Here is a 17645-nt window from a genome sequence, read left to right as displayed (position 1 = left end):
TTAAAGAAAGGTGTTTTTGTTTAACTTTTTTTAGAATCTATAAGAGAAATTCGCCGCAACAGTTCTCATGTTTCTTGGATGAATAGTTGACCATCCATCATAGGTGTCAACATTGGCAATATTGTCTAATTTTAGTGTCAATGTGTATTTTTCTGTTCCGTAGAAAATAGATGAATTTAAAACAGTGTAAGAAGGTAGTGCAAACTGACCTACAACATTTCTGTTCATAATTAGGTTTTTATCGGCATAGTTTCCTCCAAAACCTAAACCGAATCCTTGTAAATCTCCTTCTTGGAATTTATAACTTGCCCAAAGATTTGCCAGGTTTCTTGGTCCAGAGCTTTCAGGTCTGTGACCTACAAATGAAGGGTCTCCAGCATTTAAGATAGCGTCAACATAGCTATAACCTGCAACAATGTTTAAACCATTAATTGGGTTTGCCACAAATTCTGCTTCAAAACCTTTGTTTCTTTGTGCTCCATCTTGATGAGCGATTTGAGTTGTTGCTCCATAAACGATGTAAACCTGATCTTTTACTTGAATATCGTAGTAGCTGAATGTAGCGTAAAGTTTATCTTTAAATAGATTTAATTTTGTTCCAACTTCAAATTGATTAGCGTGTTCTGGTTTAAAAGTTCTCGGACGAGTACTTCCATCTGCCAAAATTTCTGTAACAGGAGCAGAATTAGCAAATCCGTCCATGTAGTTCGCAAAAATCGAAACTTTATCAAGAATTGGCTGGTATACTAAACCAAATTTTGGTGAAAAAGCAGTTTGATTAAAATCATCAGATTTTGTAGTTACATTACCAGCAGTAATGAAACGGTCTACACGTAAACTAGCCATTGCAGACAAAGCAGGAGTGAAGTTAAATACGTCAGAAACGTAAGCGCTGTACACTTCTTGTTTTGTTTTGTTGTTGCTCATACCTGCAGAAGCGATAAGTGCATCAGTTCCTGCTTTAGTTAAATTTCCATTATCTCCATTTGTAATATATTTAGCAGGATCAGTAATTCCGTAAAGATTTTCGTTTACAGTTTTTAAATCTAGATTACCAATATAGATATTTCCATTTGATACATAATTAGAACTATTGTCGATCACACCTCTATTGAAGTAATCCAAACCGGCAACAATTCTGTTTCTCATGTTTCCAATTTTGAAATCTCCAATAAAGTTTTGTTGGATATCAGTTGTAAGTGTTGTTGAATTTTGATAGTTCATAAAACGTCCCAAAACAATTCCTTGATTTATTGCAGCTGGAGCGTATTGTGTACCTTCATAAATATAAGAGTAGTATCCTTCAGATGAAGATGAACCTCTTGAAACTACAGTTTGTGAAGTCCATTGATCATTGAATTTATACATCATTTGACCTTGTAAATTGTATGATGGAGTTTCGATTGCTAATTCATTGCTAGTGTAAGAACGTTTGTTATCGTAACCTAATTCATCAATATTATGAACTCTTAACGGAGCGCCTCTGTCTAAAAACAACATTGTAGGATTCGTCTGTTTGTTATTCATAAATTCTGTATTAATGAAAAACGAAAGTTTGTCACTAACTTGGTAAGATAATGATGGAGCAAAAAAGAATGATTTTTTGAATCCAGCATCTTGAAAACTATTTTCTGTATGGTAAGCTGTGTTTACACGGAAGTTAATTCTGTGTTCCTCATCTACAGGCGTATTAATATCAGCAGTAACTCTGTTTAAGCCATTGCTTCCAGCTGTATAACTAACTTCTCCGCCAAAGTGATCGTAAGGTTTTTTAGTAGTCAAGTTAATTAAACCTCCATAAGAAATTAAGCTACTTCCGAATAGAGTTCCTGAAGGTCCTTTGATTACTTCAATTTTGTCAATATTTGCAGGATCTAAACCTCCGTTAGATAATCCCGGTAATCCATTAATCATAGTGGGCTGAACAGCAAATCCTCTCAAAGAGAAATATCCTGCTCCATCACCTCCACGACCTGTAGAAGCCCAAAGTGGTGTTAATCCTGGCGCATTTTTAAGTGCATCATCAATGTTTGTAACTACTTGTTCTTTTAAAAGTTCGGCAGTAATAGTGGTATATACTTGTGGGTTTTCAAGATTTTTAAGTGGTAATCTTGATACTTGTTGAGTTTCTTTACGTGCTAATGGATTTCTTTTCCCATTTCCGTTTACTACAATTTCATCTAACTGTTCAGAATTAGCATTGATTTTGAAATCTTCTATAATAGCGTCTCCACTATTTAGAGAAACACTTTTTTCTTTAGAAGAATAACCAATTCCAGAAACTCGAATCACATAATTTCCTGGTTTAATGTTTTTGATTTCATAAAAACCATTCGCATCTGTTGTGGTTCCTATTTTTGTTCCTTTTAATACTACAGAAACGTTATCTACAGCATCATTATTGGTTAAGCTGATCTGACCTTTGATAGATGCTCTTTCTTGTGCCCAAACTGCTGGTCCAGTAAAAAGAGCAAAACAAAAAGTTAAGAGCAAAATTGTATTTTTTAATCTCATTTTTATTTAGAATTAATTTTGATAGTGCAAATGTATGTTTTGAATTGCAACAAAACAAGTTGTTTTAATTTATTCTAAATAAAATATTTAAAAAAATGTAAAAATTACGTTTTTAACAAGAAAGACTCTATTTCTAGAAGGCTTAAAAGCAAAAAACCTGCTCAGAAACTGAACAGGTTTTTTATATATATTTTAGAAATTATCTTCTAATTATAATTCTAAAGCTCGTTTAGCATCGCCATTCATTAATAATTCTAATGGGTTTTCTAGAGCTTCTTTTACAGCAACCAAGAAACCAACTGACTCACGTCCGTCGATGATTCTGTGGTCGTAAGAAAGTGCTACATACATCATTGGGTGAATTTCAACTTTTCCATTTACAGCAATCGGACGCTCGATAATGTTGTGCATTCCTAAGATTCCTGATTGAGGAGGGTTGATGATTGGAGTAGATAACATACTGCCAAAAACTCCACCATTTGTAATTGTGAAAGTTCCTCCAGTCATATCGTCAACTGTAATTTGACCATCACGAGCTCTTAAAGCTAATCTTTTGATTTCAGCTTCAATTCCGCGGAAAGTTAAGTTTTCAGCATTACGAACAACAGGAACCATTAATCCTTTTGGTCCAGAAACTGCGATAGAGATATCACAGAAATCGTATCCTACTTTGTAATCTCCATCGATCATAGAGTTTACATCTGGATATAATTGAAGTGCTCTTGTAACTGCTTTTGTAAAGAATGACATGAAGCCTAAACCAAGACCACCGTGTTTTGCTTTGAAAGCATCTTTATATTCATTACGGATATTGTTAATTGGCGTCATGTTTACTTCGTTGAAAGTAGTAAGCATAGCTGTTTCGTTTTTAGCCGAAACAAGTCTTTCTGCTACTTTACGACGTAACATCGATAATTTTGTACGTTCAGTTCCACGGTTTCCTCCAGTTGGAGTTCCCATTGAAGCTACAGCTGTTGCATTTACTGCATCATCTTTAGTAATTCTGCCACCTTTTCCAGTTCCTGTAACTGCTGCCGGAGCAATATTTTTTTCGTCTAATATTTTTCTTGCTGCTGGAGATGGAGTTCCTGCTGCATAACTTGTTGCTGCTGGAGCTTGAACAGGTTCTGCTTTTGGAGCTTCAGCTTTTACTTCAGCCTTTGGAGCCTCAGCTTTTGGTGCTTCTGCTGCCGGAGCTGTAGATCCGCTTCCTGCAGGTTTCGCTGCATCTGTATCAATTAAACAAACCACAGCACCTACTGCTACTGTATCACCTTCTTCAGCTTTTAATGTAATTACACCGCTCATTTCAGCAGGTAACTCAAGAGTAGCTTTATCTGAATCAACTTCAGCAATGGCCTGATCTTTTTCTACATAATCTCCGTCTTTTACTAACCAAGTTGCAATTTCAACTTCTTTTATTGACTCCCCTGGTGATGGGACTTTCATTTCTAAAATCATCTTTGTTTTTGTTTAAGGTTTTTAAGGTTTCAAGTTTCAAGTTTCAGGTTGTTAAACTTGAAACTTAAAACTTGAACTTGAAACATATTTTAATTATCTAAATAAATTTTTATCGAATACCATTCTAATTGCATCTGCGTGACGACGTTTAGCACGTGTGTAACTTCCTGATGCTGGAGCAGCGTATGCTTTTAATGAAGCTAATCTCCATTTTACAAGATCAAAGTTCATTAACATAAAGCTGTAAGCACCCATGTTTTTAGGCTCTTCTTGTGCCCAAACATAATCATCTGCATTTGGATATTTTGCTATGATTTCTTTGATTTGCTCAACAGGGAAAGGGAATAATTGCTCAATACGAACAACTGCAACGTCATTTCTTCCATTATTTTCTCTTTCGGCAACAATATCATAGTAGAATTTACCTGTACAGAAAACTAAAGTTTTTACTTTCTTTTTATCTACAGCATTGTCATCAATTGTTTCTTGGAAACTTCCGTTTGCTAATTCTTCAACTGTTGATACGCATCTTGGATCACGTAATAAACTTTTTGGAGAGAAAACAACTAAAGGTTTACGGAAATTCGTTTTCATCTGTCTTCTTAGCAAGTGGAAGAAGTTTGCTGGAGTTGTACAATCTGCAACATACATATTTTGTCTTGCACAAAGTTGTAAGTAACGCTCCATTCTTGCAGAAGAGTGTTCTGCACCTTGCCCTTCATATCCGTGTGGCAATAACATCACAATACCATTTTGGTTGTTCCATTTGTCTTCACCACAAGAAATGTATTGGTCAATCATAATTTGAGCTCCGTTAGAGAAATCTCCAAATTGTGCTTCCCAGATTGTTAAGGCTTTTGGATTTGCTAATGCATATCCGTAATCAAAACCTAAAACTCCGTATTCCGATAAAAGTGAATTGAATACGCCAAATTTTCCTTTTTTGTTTTCGATTCCGTTTAATAAAATTACTTCTTCTTCAGAATCTTCAACTTTAACTACGGCATGACGGTGAGAGAAAGTTCCTCTTTCAACATCTTGACCTGAAATACGAACATCAAATCCTTCTGTTAAAAGTGAACCGTAAGCTAAAGCTTCTGCTGTTCCCCAGTCAACAGTATTATTGTCATATCCAGATTTTCTGTCTGTAACAATTTTAGTTATTTTACTGATGAATTTTTTGTCTTCTGGTAATGTTGAAATTGTATTGATGATAGAATCTAAACCTTCTTTAGGGAAAGTAGTATCTACTTTTTGAAGCATTTGTGTATCTGTTACCTGAACAAATCCGTCCCATTCGTTTTTCATGAATGGAGTAATGATTGTTAAATCTTTTTTACGGGAAGCTTCTAAGTTTTCTTCTAAAGCAGATTTATATTCTTTTTCTAAACCATTTACATAAGAAGCATCGATTACGCCTTCAGATAGTAATTTGTCAGCATAAATGTCTCTTGGGTTTTTGTGTTTAGCAATGATTTTATATAAAACAGGCTGCGTAAAACGAGGTTCATCACCTTCGTTATGACCGTATTTTCTATATCCTAATAAATCGATAAATACATCACGTCCAAACTGCATTCTGTAGTCTAATGCAAAAGATACAGCGTGTACAACAGCTTCAGCATCATCAGCATTTACGTGTAATACCGGTGAAAGAGTTACTTTAGCAACGTCTGTACAATATGTAGAAGAACGAGCGTCTAAGTAGTTCGTTGTAAATCCAACTTGGTTGTTGATTACAATATGGATTGTTCCTCCAGTTTTGTAACCATCAAGCTGAGCCATCTGGATAATTTCATATAAAATACCCTGACCTGCGATTGCAGCATCTCCGTGTACCGCAATTGGCAGTACTTTAGAGAAATCGTCAGCATAATATTTATCTTGTTTGGCTCTTGTAATACCTTCAATAACAGCTCCAACAGTTTCTAAGTGAGAAGGGTTTGGCGCTAAGTTGATATTGATGTTTTTACCAGATCTTGTTTTTTTGTCGGCAGTAAGACCTAAGTGGTATTTTACGTCACCATCAAAATATTCTTGATCGTAATCTTTACCATCAAACTCACCAAAAATATCTTGAGTTGATTTTCCGAAGATGTTTGCCAAAACGTTCAAACGACCACGGTGAGCCATTCCCATTACGAATTGTTCAACACCTTTTTCAGCAGCCTGCTCGATTAAAGCATCAAGAGCTGGAATAATCGATTCTCCACCTTCTAATGAGAAACGTTTTTGCCCAACATATTTAGTGTGAAGGAAGTTTTCAAAAGATACGGCTTCGTTTAATTTATTTAAGATAGTTTTCTTTTCTTCTGTAGAGAAATTAGGCTGATTTGTATTTACAGCTAATTTATCCTGAATCCATTTTACAACGCCAGGATTTCTAATGTACATATATTCAATACCAATATGCTGGCAGTAAATTGCTTTAAGACGATTTACGATAGCTTCTAATGAAGAAGGAGTCATTCCGATTGTCTGCGCAGCATCAAAAACAGTTGAAAGATCAGCTGAAGATAATCCGAAGTTTTCGATATCTAAAGTTGGCGACGATTGTCTGCGGTCACGAACTGGATTTGTTTTGGTAAACAAGTGTCCGCGTGTACGGTAACCATCGATTAATTTTAGAACGTTAAACTCTTTCTGTAATTTTTCTGAAACCTGACTGTAATCTGTGTTTGGGCTAGTCACATACTCAACTATCGTCTGCACTGGATTTTCGTCATTGTAAGTAGTCATTCCAAAGTCAAAACCTTGAAAAAAACTTCTCCAGCTAGGCTCAACGCTGTCTGGGTTTACTAGATATTGATCGTATAATTGTGCAAAAAACTCGGTATGCGCTGCATTTAAAAATGAAAACCTATCCATAATATTTTATTGAATATACTTTTTGTTAAATAGAATGGCAAAAGTACAACAATCGCCTCTATTTCAATCTTTTTTTTACGTACTTTTACGTAAAAATTTGTTAAAATAAACGTTAACTATGAATAAAATTCAATTTTCAATCGATTGCAAATCTTTTTTTGTGATTTTGACAGTCTTATTTTCAAGTTATACTATTGCACAGCAAACTTATGTTATTGATAACAAAAATGATTTTTGGGATAAAGTTCAATTTGGAGGAGGGCTTGGATTAGGAATTGGGTCGGGTTATACTGACATTTCTGTAATGCCAAGTGCAATTTATAATGTAAATGAAATTGTCGCAGTTGGAGTTGGTGTACAGTTTGGTTATTTGTCTTCAAAAAATTATTACGAATCCTATGTTTATGGGGGAAGTTTAATTACTCTTGTAAACCCAATTCCCGAAGTTCAGTTATCTGCCGAGTTAGAGCAGGTAAGAGTCGATACGAGATATGAATCTAATGTTAACAGACCGGCTTTTTCAGATAGTTATTGGAATACGGCCCTATATCTAGGCGCTGGTTATCGAACTGGAAATGTTACTATTGGTGCTAGATACGACGTCTTATATGATCCTAATAAAAGTCTTTACGGTTCTGGATTTATGCCTTTTGTGAGGGTTTATTTTTAAAGATGCAAAGATGTAAAACTAAGGCGTAAAGTTGAAGAGGTTACAATAGAGAGAAAACCTTGTTATTTGAATTTCTGCATCTCTAAACTAAAACAAATAAAAAAGCGGTCCAATTGGACCGCTTTTATTTTGTTTTCAAGGTTTTATTTACAATACACAAAACATCGAATACATACTGCGAGGATCTGTGTGCTCTGGAGCTGCCACAACTGTACTAGTACCTCCTATAATTTTTTTAGCTTCTTCTGAATTAAGCTCAATAATGTTAGTTTTTTTTAACACTAATTTTTTTAAGTTATTTTTTTTCATAATCTTTGGGTTTTGAATGGTTTTTTAATTGGTTTTGAATGTGTTGTGAAAATCATATGGTGAAATTATCTCAAAAAAGCCTCAAAAAAAAGTCATAAATCCCCAGATTTATAAAAATAGTCTGTTTTAGAATCCAAGTAACTACCTGATTGTTAATGTTTTATTTTTAAAAATAAACAAATATGAATGTAATAAGTAAGATTTATACCCTGGTTGTATTATTTACGATCAATTTTACTTTTTCTCAAAATAAAATTGAAACTTATAAGGATTCTGTTAAAAGCTTATTGTACAATAATCCCACGAAAGCGAAATATTATTGTCATAAGGTTCTTAAATACGCTAAAGCCAATGATTTGGTCGTTGAAGAAGCAAAATCATATTGCTTTTTAGCTGATTTAAGCGGCGCTTTAACCCAAAAAGACAGTGCTTTTTACTATTTTGACAAAGCCATTCAGAAAGCAGATGCAATTGACAATCAAAAACTAGAAATGGTTTTTAAAATCAATAAAGCGAATTATTTATTCAATGAATTTGATTTCCAGGAAGCTCTTACATTGTACGAAGAGTGTGTCACTTTATCCAAAAAACTCAATGATACCGATGCTTACAACTATATCTCGATAAAAAAAGGAAGTATTGCTTACGAATTAGAACGTTATCAGGAAGCACTCAAAATTTACAAAGAAAATCTGTCTAAAAAAGGTTTTAATAATGTAAGCAAGCTGGACATAAAATTAGGCTTAGTTAAAACTTATATTAATTTAAATAAACAGGACTCAGCCTATGTTTTTATAAAAAGTGGTATTGAAGAATCCCGAAAAAACCATCTAAAAGAGCACGAAATCCATTTTTTGGAACAATTGGGCTTAATTTATATCGATAAAAAGGACTTTTCAAATGCAAAAATAACCTTCGAAAATGCCCTTAAAATTGCTGAAGAAATTGACAGTAATAATCTAATTACCGAAATTAATATCAGGATTTCTAAACTTTATTCGCTTCAGAAAGAATATAATCAAGCTATCGACCTTTTAAAATCGATTATTAAGAACGAAGCGCCGTCAAATATACCGGTCGAGAAGCTTTCTGAAATCTATTATTTACTGGCAGAGAACTATAAATCGATCGAAAATTATTCAGAATCAAATTATTACTACAGTCAGTTTATAGATAAATCCAAGAAAATAGGTGAAAAGCGAATTGAAGCCATAGATCACCTGCACAAAATTGATATTAATGAAAGTAAAGAAAGAGAAACAGAACAGAAGAACCAAAAATGGATATTGCTGGGCATAACAGGTTTTCTGATTCTTTTATTTATTGGGTTTTTCATTAAAAGAAGAAAAGAATCTATTCAAAACCAAGTTAAATTTGAGGAACTGCTGCTTAAAATCCAAAATTTTGAGAACCAGAAATCTTCCGAAGAAACGGCAGTTACAGCCCATAATGCGGAGGCTGTAGACACTTTTATTGATAAAAAAGACGAAGAGTTTGAGACTGAACTTATATCTAATAGTATAGTAACAATCAATAGTCCTTCTGACGGATCAAGCACAGAAGAAGATCATATTGATGCCGATATCGAAAGCGAAAACATTGATATTGAAGAAACTGCTAATAGTAATTTCATTATAAAAGATGAAACTAGAACAGAGATTTTGGACAAACTAATTAAGCTGGAAGAGAAAAAACTGTTCTTACGACAAGACTTTACGCTTCACAATGTTGCCAAACGATTAAAAACGAATACGGCTTATTTGTCTAAAATCGTGAATAGTGAGCTGGATAAAAACTTCAGTTCCTACGTAAATGAGCTTAGAATTAACTTTATTATTATCGAATTAAAGAATAATGTGAAGCTAAGATCGTATTCAATTAATGCAATTGCAGAAGAAATTGGGTATAAAAGTCCCGAATCTTTTACCAAATATTTTAAGATTGCAACCGGAATCAGCCCCTCAATTTATATAAAAAAGATAAATCAGATGAAGGAAAACGAAAACAAGTAGTTTTGTTGTAACTTGTTGGAAATAAATGTTTTAAACCTTAAAATAGACCCCCTTATTTTATAAATATGGGGGTTTTTCGTTTTTTTTTCAGGAAAAAAGCTTTTTACTTTGTCTCAGAAATTAATCGGAAAAACAAGATTAGTTTCGACTTTGGTTTTGAAGGGTGGCGAAAGCGAAAGTGAGTAGCCACTTCAAAAACAAAACCAGAGTAAAAAAATAAAACAGAGTGTGGAGACTCTGTTTTATAAGTTGATTTAACAAAAACGTAATTACTAACAAGTTGCCAGAAATTACTTCTACAAAAGTAAAAAAAAATGTGTTTAATAAAACTTTTTTTTACTATTTCTAAAAGTACACTTCTATAGGGCATTACTTGTTAGGCAAAAAGAAAATTTTATGACTAATAGTAATCAGTCTGGCCCAAAACGCCTCAGCAAAAATTCAATTTTTAAGATTGAAGACAATGATGCTGTAAAACAGCCTAAGTCGTTGTTTTACAAACTCAAAAAACGCATTTCAAAACTTTTCAAATAGGACTTTGTCCGGATTTTTTCCGGAACTAATTTCTGTGCTTTTTATTTAAGCATTGCCAAAACTTAGATCTAGTATCTATTTGAAATTGTTATGCATTTCATCCAGCTAAATCATTTTTTAGCCAACTCAACATGCTCTATTTTGAATCATTGATTCTCAATACATAATTATTTGCACAAGCTATTCAATAACTAAAAAATTAAACAAGATGAAAAAACAAAATCAAAACAAACTGATTTTCAGCAAATCTGCTGTAACAGAACTAAATGTTCTACAATTAAGAAATGTAAACGGAGGAATATCTGGATATGATATCGATACGAATCCTAATTCTGGATGAATATGTGATCCAATTTTAACGAAAATAACTGTAATTAAACCTAATCAATTATAAAATATGAAAGACTTAAGCCTAAACAACAAACTGTATTTCAAGAAAGCAGATGTTACAGAACTAAACGACAATTTATTAGCCACAATCAACGGAGGAACTTCAATTATTGGAGGTGACGAGACCTGTACAGGATGCTGCTGCTTAAAAGTGACATTCGATTTAATGTAAAATAATAACCTAAAAATCATTTAAATATGAAAAATCAAAACCCAAAGAACAAACTGGCTTTTAATAAAGCAGCGGTTACAGAATTAAACAGTAATCAATTAGAAACTGTAAATGGCGGAACAATAACGGTGACAACCACAAGTCTTATCATCGTAACTGTTATAACTCTTCAAGCTGAATAATATGAAAAATCAAAATCCAAAGAACAAACTGGCTTTTAATAAAGCAGCTGTTACAGAACTAAACAGTAATCAATTAGAAAATGTTAAAGGTGGAACGTCTACATCTACAACAGCAGGAACTACAAGTCTTGTCATCGTAACCATCCTAACTCTTCAATCTGAATAATATGAAAAAACAAATCCCAATGAACAAGCTTTCTTTTAATAAAGCAGCTGTTACAGAACTAAACAGTAATCAATTAGAAACTGTAAATGGTGGAACTTCAACAACAACTATAAGTACTACAAGCTTAGTTACAATATCTGTTGTGCTTACTGCCGAATAAATAACATCTTAAAATTTAAATCATTATGAAAAAACAAAACCTAAACAACAAGCTTGCTTTCAACAAAGTGGCTGTTACCGAACTGAATGACAAACAAATGCAGGATGTCGATGGAGGAACTACACTTCTTTGTACCATCATATTTATTACTGTCGTTGTTGTTGTCGAATAATCTATATCCTTAAAAATTTAAAATAGTATGAAAAATCAAAACCCAAACAAACTTGCTTTCAATAAAGTGGCTGTTACAGAGCTTAATGATAAACAAATGCATGATGTAGACGGTGGCACAACCTCTCTTTGTATCGTAGTTTTCACAACAATATTTCTGGCAGCAGAATAATTATTAACCCCTTTAAATTATAAAAAAGATGAAAAATCAGAACCCAAACAAATTAGCTTTCAATAAAGCGGCAGTAGCAGAATTAAACGATAAACAGATGCACGACGTAGACGGCGGAACAAGCCCGTTGTGCATCGGAGTGATCATCGGTCTTACCATCACAATCTACGCAGACTAATTAATTAACTAATCCTAAATTATAAATAAGATGAAAAATCAAAACCCAAACAGATTAGCTTTCAACAAAGCGGCAGTAGCAGAATTAAACGATAAACAAATGCACGACGTAGACGGCGGAACAAGCCCTTTATGTATCGGAGTGATCATCGGTCTTACCATCACAATCTACGCAGACTAATTAATTAACCTTTAAATTATAAATAAGATGAAAAATCAGAACCCAAACAAATTAGCTTTCAACAAAGCGGCAGTAGCAGAATTAAATGATAAACAGATGCACGACGTAGACGGCGGAACAAGCCCTTTATGCATCGGAGTAATCATCGGTCTTACTATCACAATCTACGCAGACTAATCCATTAACCCTTTAAATTATAAATAAGATGAAAAATCAGAACCCAAACAAATTAGCTTTCAACAAAGCAGCAGTAGCAGAATTAAACGACAAACAGATGCACGACGTAGACGGCGGAACAAGCCCTTTATGCATCGGAGTAATCATCGGTCTTACTATCACAATCTACGCAGACTAATCCATTAACCTTTTAAATTATAAATAAGATGAAAAATCAGAACCCAAACAAATTAGCTTTCAACAAAGCAGCAGTAGCAGAATTAAACGACAAACAAATGCACGACGTAGACGGCGGAACAAGCCCGTTATGTATCGGAGTAATCATCGGTCTTACCATCACAATCGCTTCAGATAATTAATTAACTAACCCTTTAAATTATAAATAAGATGAAAAATCAAAACCCAAACAAATTAGCTTTCAACAAAGCAGCAGTAGCAGAATTAAACGACAAACAAATGCACGACGTAGACGGCGGAACAAGCCCTTTATGCATCGGAGTGATCATCGGTCTTACCATCACAATCTACGCAGACTAATCCATTAACCTTTAAATTATAAATAAGATGAAAAATCAGAACCCAAACAAATTAGCTTTCAACAAAGCAGCAGTAGCAGAATTAAACGACAAACAAATGCACGACGTAGACGGCGGAACAAGCCCTTTATGCATCGGAGTGATCATCGGTCTTACTATCACAATCTACGCAGACTAATCAATTAACTAACCCTTTAAATTATAAATAAGATGAAAAATCAGAACCCAAACAAATTAGCTTTCAACAAAGCAGCAGTAGCAGAATTAAACGACAAACAAATGCACGACGTAGACGGCGGAACAAGCCCGTTATGTATCGGAGTAATCATCGGTCTTACTATCACAATCTACGCAGACTAATCCATTAACCCTTTAAATTATAAATAAGATGAAAAATCAGAATCCAAACAAATTAGCTTTCAATAAAGCAGCAGTAGCAGAATTAAACGATAAACAAATGCACGACGTAGACGGTGGAACAAGCCCGTTATGTATCGGAGTAATCATCGGTCTTACCATCACAATCGCTTCAGATAATTAATTAACTAACCCTTTAAATTATAAATAAGATGAAAAATCAAAACCCAAACAAATTAGCTTTCAACAAAGCAGCAGTAGCAGAATTAAACGATAAACAAATGCACGACGTAGACGGCGGAACAAGCCCTTTATGCATCGGAGTAATCATCGGTCTTACCATCACAATCGCTTCAGATAATTAATTAACTAACCCTTTAAATTATAAATAAGATGAAAAATCAAAACCCAAACAGATTAGCTTTCAACAAAGCGGCAGTAGCAGAATTAAACGACAAACAAATGCACGACGTAGACGGCGGAACAAGCCCGTTATGTATCGGAGTGATCATCGGTCTTACAGTTACAATTGCAGCAAAATAATCCATTAACCTTTAAATTATAAATAAGATGAAAAATCAGAACCCAAACAAATTAGCTTTCAATAAAGCAGCAGTAGCAGAATTAAACGACAAACAAATGCATGATGTAGACGGTGGAACAAGCCCATTATGTATTGGAGTAATCATCGGTCTTACTATCACAATCGCTTCAGATAACTAGTCCCCGGTTTTTCTCAAAAACAAAAACGTAGACAACAAGCATGTCTCTATATAAAGAGTTTACAATGTTGAATAATTTTCAAATGAATGACGAAGATGGTGGATGCTCTTCTCATAAAAAAGCACATTTGAATTAACTTTTGTAACATGCATATTCTAAAAAAGCATTATCAATTTGATTTGATAATGCTTTTTTTATGCTCTAAAATCGTAAAAACCAGATCTCTGGAAGTTTTGCGCCTAATTATCTAAAATTAAAAATAAATCATTGATTATCAGTGTTTTATTTGCTTAAAATGAATACGATTTTTTATAAAAATGGGGGTTTTTCATTTTTTTCTTCCTTAAATAATAGGTTCATTTGCCATAGAAAATTAATACAGATAATTATGAACGATAAAGAAATTTTTCCAGAAGAGATTTTAAACAACACTGTTGAAAGTCATATTATTAAACACAATAAAAAAACATCCCGTTTATTTGTGATTACATTTTTAGCTTTATTAATAGCTTTTATTTCGCTTCCTTTTATATATATAGATGTTTACACAACTAGTAGAGGAACTATCATTCCACAGGAAAAGAAACTAACACTTTATTCTCCTATAAGCGGTAAAATATCTTTTTTTAATGTTGAAGAAAATAAGAAAATCAAAAAGGGCGACACCTTACTTATAATAGATCACAACATATTAAAAGAAAGAGAAAATTTAAACACGATTCAGAGTTCAGAAAATGCTCTCTACTTAAGCGATCTAAAGAATCTTATAAATCATAATTACAGTCAGGTTCAGTCAGATCAATATAAAAGAGAACTTTTAAAACACCAGCAGGAATTATACAATCTTGATATAGTGGTTAAAAATACTCAAGCCGATTTTGACCGAAAAGAACAGCTGTATCGAAAAGAAGTTATTTCAAAATCAGAATTCGAAAAGGCAGAACTGGAACTCAACAAAATCAAGAACGACCGAATCAATCTGATCAAACAAACAGAATTGTCCTGGCAGAAAGAATACACACAGCTGAGCCAGTCGAATAAAAACATTTATTCAAATCAGAAACAGCTTAAAGAAGAGGAAAACAATTACATCATAATTGCCCCAATTGATGGAGAACTGGTCAATATGCAAGGTTTTCATAAAGGAAGCGGAGTCGCCGCCGGAAATCCGATAGTAGAAATTTCTCCAGATAAAAACATAATCGTTGAAACGTATGTAAATCCATCAGAAATAGGATATTTAAAAGAAGGCGGAGATGCCATTTATCAAATAGACGCTTTCAATTCCAATCAATGGGGATTTGCAAAAGGAAGAATCTTCGAAATAAGCAAAGATGTTTTAATCGTAAACAATGCTCCTTATTATAAAATAAAAAGCAATCTGCATAATGACAGTTTAACACTAAAAAACGGAGCCAAAGGAAATCTCAAAAAAGGAATGAGTTTAACCAGCCGTTTTTTCCTGACTAAGCGAACTGCATTTCAGTTAATATTTGACAAAGTAGAAGATTGGTTTAATCCTTACAATAGCAAAAATGAGTAAAATAGAAATAAAACAACATGATTTTTCAGATTGCGGTGCTGCTTGTTTAGCTTCAATTTCGGAACATTATAATTTAAGCCTGCCAATTTCAAGAATCCGCCAGTATGCCAATACTACTCAAAAAGGAACAACATTACTTGGATTACGAGAAGCAGCAGTTAAATTAGGTTTCCTGGCTAAAGGAGTAAAAGTAGATTTTGAAGGATTAAAAGACCTGCCAATTCCGGCTCTTTTACATGTTGTAATAAAACATGAAGGACACGAATTTCCTCATTATGTTGTTGCTTACAAAATAACTAGTAAATACATCCAGATCATGGATCCTTCAAACGGGAAACTGGAAAAAAAGCCACTAGCCGAATTTGAAGGAATGTTTACAGGTTATGCCTTAATATTAGTTCCGGATGATGATATTTTCAAGGAAAAAAACGAGAAAATATCAAATTTTAAAAGAATACTATTTTTATTAAAGCCTCATAAATACATTTTATTACAAGCCATAATCGGAGCCGTTTTATACACTTTACTAGGTTTTTCGGTATCGATTTACGTAGGTAAGATTACAGATTTTGTACTCGTAAGCGGTAACAAAAGCTTACTAAACCTTATGAGTGTTATTGTTATTGGATGTTTGCTGTTGCAGATTGTATATAGCGTTTTAAAAGATGTTTTCATCCTAAAAACAAGCCAGCAGATCGATTCACGATTAATTCTGGGCTATTACAAACATCTTTTTACCATGCCTCAAAAGTTTTTTGACACCATGAGAATTGGTGAAATCATGTCTAGAATAGGCGATGCAGTAAAAATTCGTGCCTTGATAAATGAAACTGCTTTAAGTATTTCAGTAAACGTGCTTATTGTGTTTTTTTCCTTTATTTTTATGTTTTCATTCTATTGGAAACTGGCACTGATTATTTCGCTGATCATTCCGTTTTATGTTATTATTTATTTGATAACAAACAAATTGAACAAAACAGCAGAACGTTCTATAATGGAAAAAAATGCCATGCTCGAATCACAGCTGGTAGAATCCATAAAAAACATTGGAACTGTAAAAAGACTGTCTTTAGAAGATTTCTCTAAAACCAGAACAGAACTAAAATTTGTCGATCTGTTGAAAAGCATTTACAAATCAGGAATGAACGGAATCTTTTCAAGAACCGCTACTGATTTTATTTCCAGATTGTTTACCATCATTCTTTTATGGGTAGGAACCTATTATGCTATTGATGGAGATATTACGCCGGGTGAACTGTTTTCATTTTACTCTATTATAGGATACTTTACAGGACCGGCATCACAGTTAATTGGAACAAATCAGGCGATTCAGAATGCCATGATTGCTTCAGACCGTTTATTTGGAATCATGGATTTGGACAGAGAAGAAATGGAATCAAAAGTAAATCTAACCAGAAACAACTTTGATGATATTAAATTCAAAAACATTGATTTCTCATACGAATTAGGACGTTACATTTTTAAAGATTTAAATATTACGATCAAAAAAGGAGCTTTCACCGCTTTTGTTGGAGAAAGTGGAAGCGGAAAAAGTACCATTGCCTCATTAATTCAAAACATTTACAGTCCAAAAGAAGGTAAAATATTAATTGGAGAATACGACTTAAATTACATTTCAAAAGACAGTATAAACGCTCTTATTACCACTGTGCCTCAAAACGTTGAGCTTTTTGACGGAACAATTGCCTTCAACATTTCTATTGGAGAATCAAATCCAGATATGGAAAAGATAATTGAAGTCAGTAAAAAAGTTGGCGCTTATGATTTTATCGAATCTCTGCCAAACGGATTCAATACCTATTTAGGAGAATTTGGAGCCAATTTATCAGGAGGAGAAAAACAGCGAATTGCTTTTGCCAGAGCGCTATACAAAGATCCTGAAGTATTGATTTTAGATGAAGCAACATCGGCACTGGATTCTGAATCAGAAATGGTGATCAAAAAACTAATTGACGAACTGCATGCACAAGGAAAAACGATCATTGTAATTGCACACAAACTACAGTCAATTAAAAATGCTGACGTTATTTATGCCTTCAAAAAAGGAGAAATCGTCGAATCTGGCTCACACCAAGAGCTTATGAATAAAGAAGAATACTATTATAGAATGTGGAATAATATAATTGTTTAATAAGGAAATTTAACAAAA

General features: G+C 33.5%; 27 protein-coding genes. 23 read left to right on the top strand and 4 right to left on the bottom strand.

Translation table 11 applies throughout. The annotated features are described in order from the left end of the window. Positions 1-30: 30 nt before the first annotated feature. From J0383_RS09930 to J0383_RS09920, 3 genes are all read right to left on the bottom strand, one after another. Positions 31-2514, bottom strand: a complete 2484-nt coding sequence (locus J0383_RS09930) for a TonB-dependent receptor (protein WP_207298234.1) — start codon at positions 2512-2514, stop codon at positions 31-33. Positions 2515-2724: 210 nt separating this feature from the next. Further along, positions 2725-3975, bottom strand: coding sequence for a 2-oxoglutarate dehydrogenase complex dihydrolipoyllysine-residue succinyltransferase (gene odhB / locus J0383_RS09925; protein WP_207298233.1), 1251 nt, complete (start codon positions 3973-3975; stop codon positions 2725-2727). Positions 3976-4068: 93 nt separating this feature from the next. Then, a complete protein-coding gene (locus J0383_RS09920) occupies positions 4069-6843 on the bottom strand; it encodes a 2-oxoglutarate dehydrogenase E1 component (protein WP_207298232.1) in 2775 nt (924 codons plus the stop codon). Positions 6844-6961: 118 nt separating this feature from the next. Between J0383_RS09920 and J0383_RS09915 the strand changes: the two genes are divergently transcribed. Then, on the top strand, positions 6962-7513 hold the full coding sequence (locus J0383_RS09915) for a hypothetical protein (protein ID WP_207298231.1): 552 nt from the start codon (positions 6962-6964) through the stop codon (positions 7511-7513). A 147-nt stretch (positions 7514-7660) separates the two neighbouring features. Here J0383_RS09915 and J0383_RS09910 read toward each other — a convergent pair whose 3' ends face one another. Beyond that, positions 7661-7822, bottom strand: a complete 162-nt coding sequence (locus tag J0383_RS09910; RefSeq protein WP_207298230.1) for a hypothetical protein — start codon at positions 7820-7822, stop codon at positions 7661-7663. Between the two features lie 182 nt (positions 7823-8004). Here J0383_RS09910 and J0383_RS09905 point away from each other — a divergent pair, with 182 nt between their 5' ends. The 22 genes from J0383_RS09905 (at position 8005) to J0383_RS09800 (ending at position 17627) form a co-directional block, all read left to right on the top strand. Next, positions 8005-9834: a helix-turn-helix domain-containing protein gene (locus tag J0383_RS09905; protein WP_207298229.1), complete on the top strand. Its 1830-nt coding sequence runs from the start codon at positions 8005-8007 to the stop codon at positions 9832-9834. Positions 9835-10576: 742 nt separating this feature from the next. After that, positions 10577-10708, top strand: a complete 132-nt coding sequence (locus J0383_RS09900; protein WP_207298228.1) for a class I lanthipeptide — start codon at positions 10577-10579, stop codon at positions 10706-10708. Between the two features lie 57 nt (positions 10709-10765). Next, entirely contained in the window at positions 10766-10930 is a 165-nt protein-coding gene (locus J0383_RS09895; protein WP_207298227.1) for a class I lanthipeptide, read from the top strand. 26 nt (positions 10931-10956) lie between these two features. Further along, positions 10957-11112, top strand: a complete 156-nt coding sequence (locus J0383_RS09890; RefSeq protein ID WP_207298226.1) for a class I lanthipeptide — start codon at positions 10957-10959, stop codon at positions 11110-11112. Between the two features lies 1 nt (position 11113). Then, on the top strand, positions 11114-11278 hold the full coding sequence (locus J0383_RS09885) for a class I lanthipeptide (RefSeq protein WP_207298225.1): 165 nt from the start codon (positions 11114-11116) through the stop codon (positions 11276-11278). Between the two features lies 1 nt (position 11279). Further along, positions 11280-11438: a class I lanthipeptide gene (locus J0383_RS09880; protein ID WP_207298224.1), complete on the top strand. Its 159-nt coding sequence runs from the start codon at positions 11280-11282 to the stop codon at positions 11436-11438. A gap of 25 nt (positions 11439-11463) precedes the next feature. Then, a complete protein-coding gene (locus J0383_RS09875) occupies positions 11464-11610 on the top strand; it encodes a class I lanthipeptide (RefSeq protein WP_207298223.1) in 147 nt (48 codons plus the stop codon). Between the two features lie 27 nt (positions 11611-11637). Continuing rightward, the gene (locus J0383_RS09870; RefSeq protein ID WP_207298222.1) at positions 11638-11781 is read left to right on the top strand and encodes a class I lanthipeptide; all 144 of its coding nucleotides are present in this window, start codon (positions 11638-11640) and stop codon (positions 11779-11781) included. Positions 11782-11809: 28 nt separating this feature from the next. Continuing rightward, positions 11810-11959 (top strand): class IIb bacteriocin, lactobin A/cerein 7B family, encoded by a 150-nt coding sequence (locus tag J0383_RS09865; protein WP_207298220.1) that lies wholly within the window; start codon positions 11810-11812, stop codon positions 11957-11959. Positions 11960-11989: 30 nt separating this feature from the next. Beyond that, positions 11990-12139 (top strand): class IIb bacteriocin, lactobin A/cerein 7B family, encoded by a 150-nt coding sequence (locus J0383_RS09860; protein ID WP_207298221.1) that lies wholly within the window; start codon positions 11990-11992, stop codon positions 12137-12139. Between the two features lie 27 nt (positions 12140-12166). Continuing rightward, positions 12167-12316, top strand: coding sequence for a class IIb bacteriocin, lactobin A/cerein 7B family (locus tag J0383_RS09855; RefSeq protein WP_207298220.1), 150 nt, complete (start codon positions 12167-12169; stop codon positions 12314-12316). Positions 12317-12344: 28 nt separating this feature from the next. After that, complete coding sequence (locus tag J0383_RS09850) at positions 12345-12494, top strand: class IIb bacteriocin, lactobin A/cerein 7B family (RefSeq protein WP_207298220.1); 150 nt, start codon at positions 12345-12347, stop codon at positions 12492-12494. Between the two features lie 28 nt (positions 12495-12522). Further along, positions 12523-12675: a class I lanthipeptide gene (locus tag J0383_RS09845; RefSeq protein ID WP_207298218.1), complete on the top strand. Its 153-nt coding sequence runs from the start codon at positions 12523-12525 to the stop codon at positions 12673-12675. Positions 12676-12703: 28 nt separating this feature from the next. Continuing rightward, a complete protein-coding gene (locus J0383_RS09840; protein WP_207298220.1) occupies positions 12704-12853 on the top strand; it encodes a class IIb bacteriocin, lactobin A/cerein 7B family in 150 nt (49 codons plus the stop codon). A 27-nt stretch (positions 12854-12880) separates the two neighbouring features. Continuing rightward, positions 12881-13030, top strand: coding sequence for a class IIb bacteriocin, lactobin A/cerein 7B family (locus J0383_RS09835; protein WP_207298220.1), 150 nt, complete (start codon positions 12881-12883; stop codon positions 13028-13030). A 32-nt stretch (positions 13031-13062) separates the two neighbouring features. After that, positions 13063-13212, top strand: coding sequence for a class IIb bacteriocin, lactobin A/cerein 7B family (locus tag J0383_RS09830; RefSeq protein ID WP_207298220.1), 150 nt, complete (start codon positions 13063-13065; stop codon positions 13210-13212). A 28-nt stretch (positions 13213-13240) separates the two neighbouring features. Further along, positions 13241-13393, top strand: coding sequence for a class I lanthipeptide (locus J0383_RS09825; protein ID WP_207298218.1), 153 nt, complete (start codon positions 13241-13243; stop codon positions 13391-13393). A 28-nt stretch (positions 13394-13421) separates the two neighbouring features. After that, entirely contained in the window at positions 13422-13574 is a 153-nt protein-coding gene (locus tag J0383_RS09820) for a class I lanthipeptide (RefSeq protein WP_207298218.1), read from the top strand. Positions 13575-13602: 28 nt separating this feature from the next. Next, a complete protein-coding gene (locus J0383_RS09815) occupies positions 13603-13752 on the top strand; it encodes a class IIb bacteriocin, lactobin A/cerein 7B family (protein WP_207298219.1) in 150 nt (49 codons plus the stop codon). 27 nt (positions 13753-13779) lie between these two features. Next, complete coding sequence (locus J0383_RS09810) at positions 13780-13932, top strand: class I lanthipeptide (RefSeq protein WP_207298218.1); 153 nt, start codon at positions 13780-13782, stop codon at positions 13930-13932. A gap of 388 nt (positions 13933-14320) precedes the next feature. Then, positions 14321-15475: an HlyD family secretion protein gene (locus J0383_RS09805; RefSeq protein ID WP_207298217.1), complete on the top strand. Its 1155-nt coding sequence runs from the start codon at positions 14321-14323 to the stop codon at positions 15473-15475. Beyond that, the gene (locus J0383_RS09800) at positions 15468-17627 is read left to right on the top strand and encodes a peptidase domain-containing ABC transporter (RefSeq protein WP_207298216.1); all 2160 of its coding nucleotides are present in this window, start codon (positions 15468-15470) and stop codon (positions 17625-17627) included. Before J0383_RS09805 ends, J0383_RS09800 begins: the two co-directional genes overlap by 8 nt. The last annotated feature ends 18 nt before the right edge of the window (positions 17628-17645 follow it).

Origin of the sequence: Flavobacterium endoglycinae (genome assembly GCF_017352115.1) — a bacterium.
Lineage (GTDB): Bacteria > Bacteroidota > Bacteroidia > Flavobacteriales > Flavobacteriaceae > Flavobacterium > Flavobacterium endoglycinae.
This window is presented reverse-complemented; position numbering and strand designations above follow the sequence as displayed.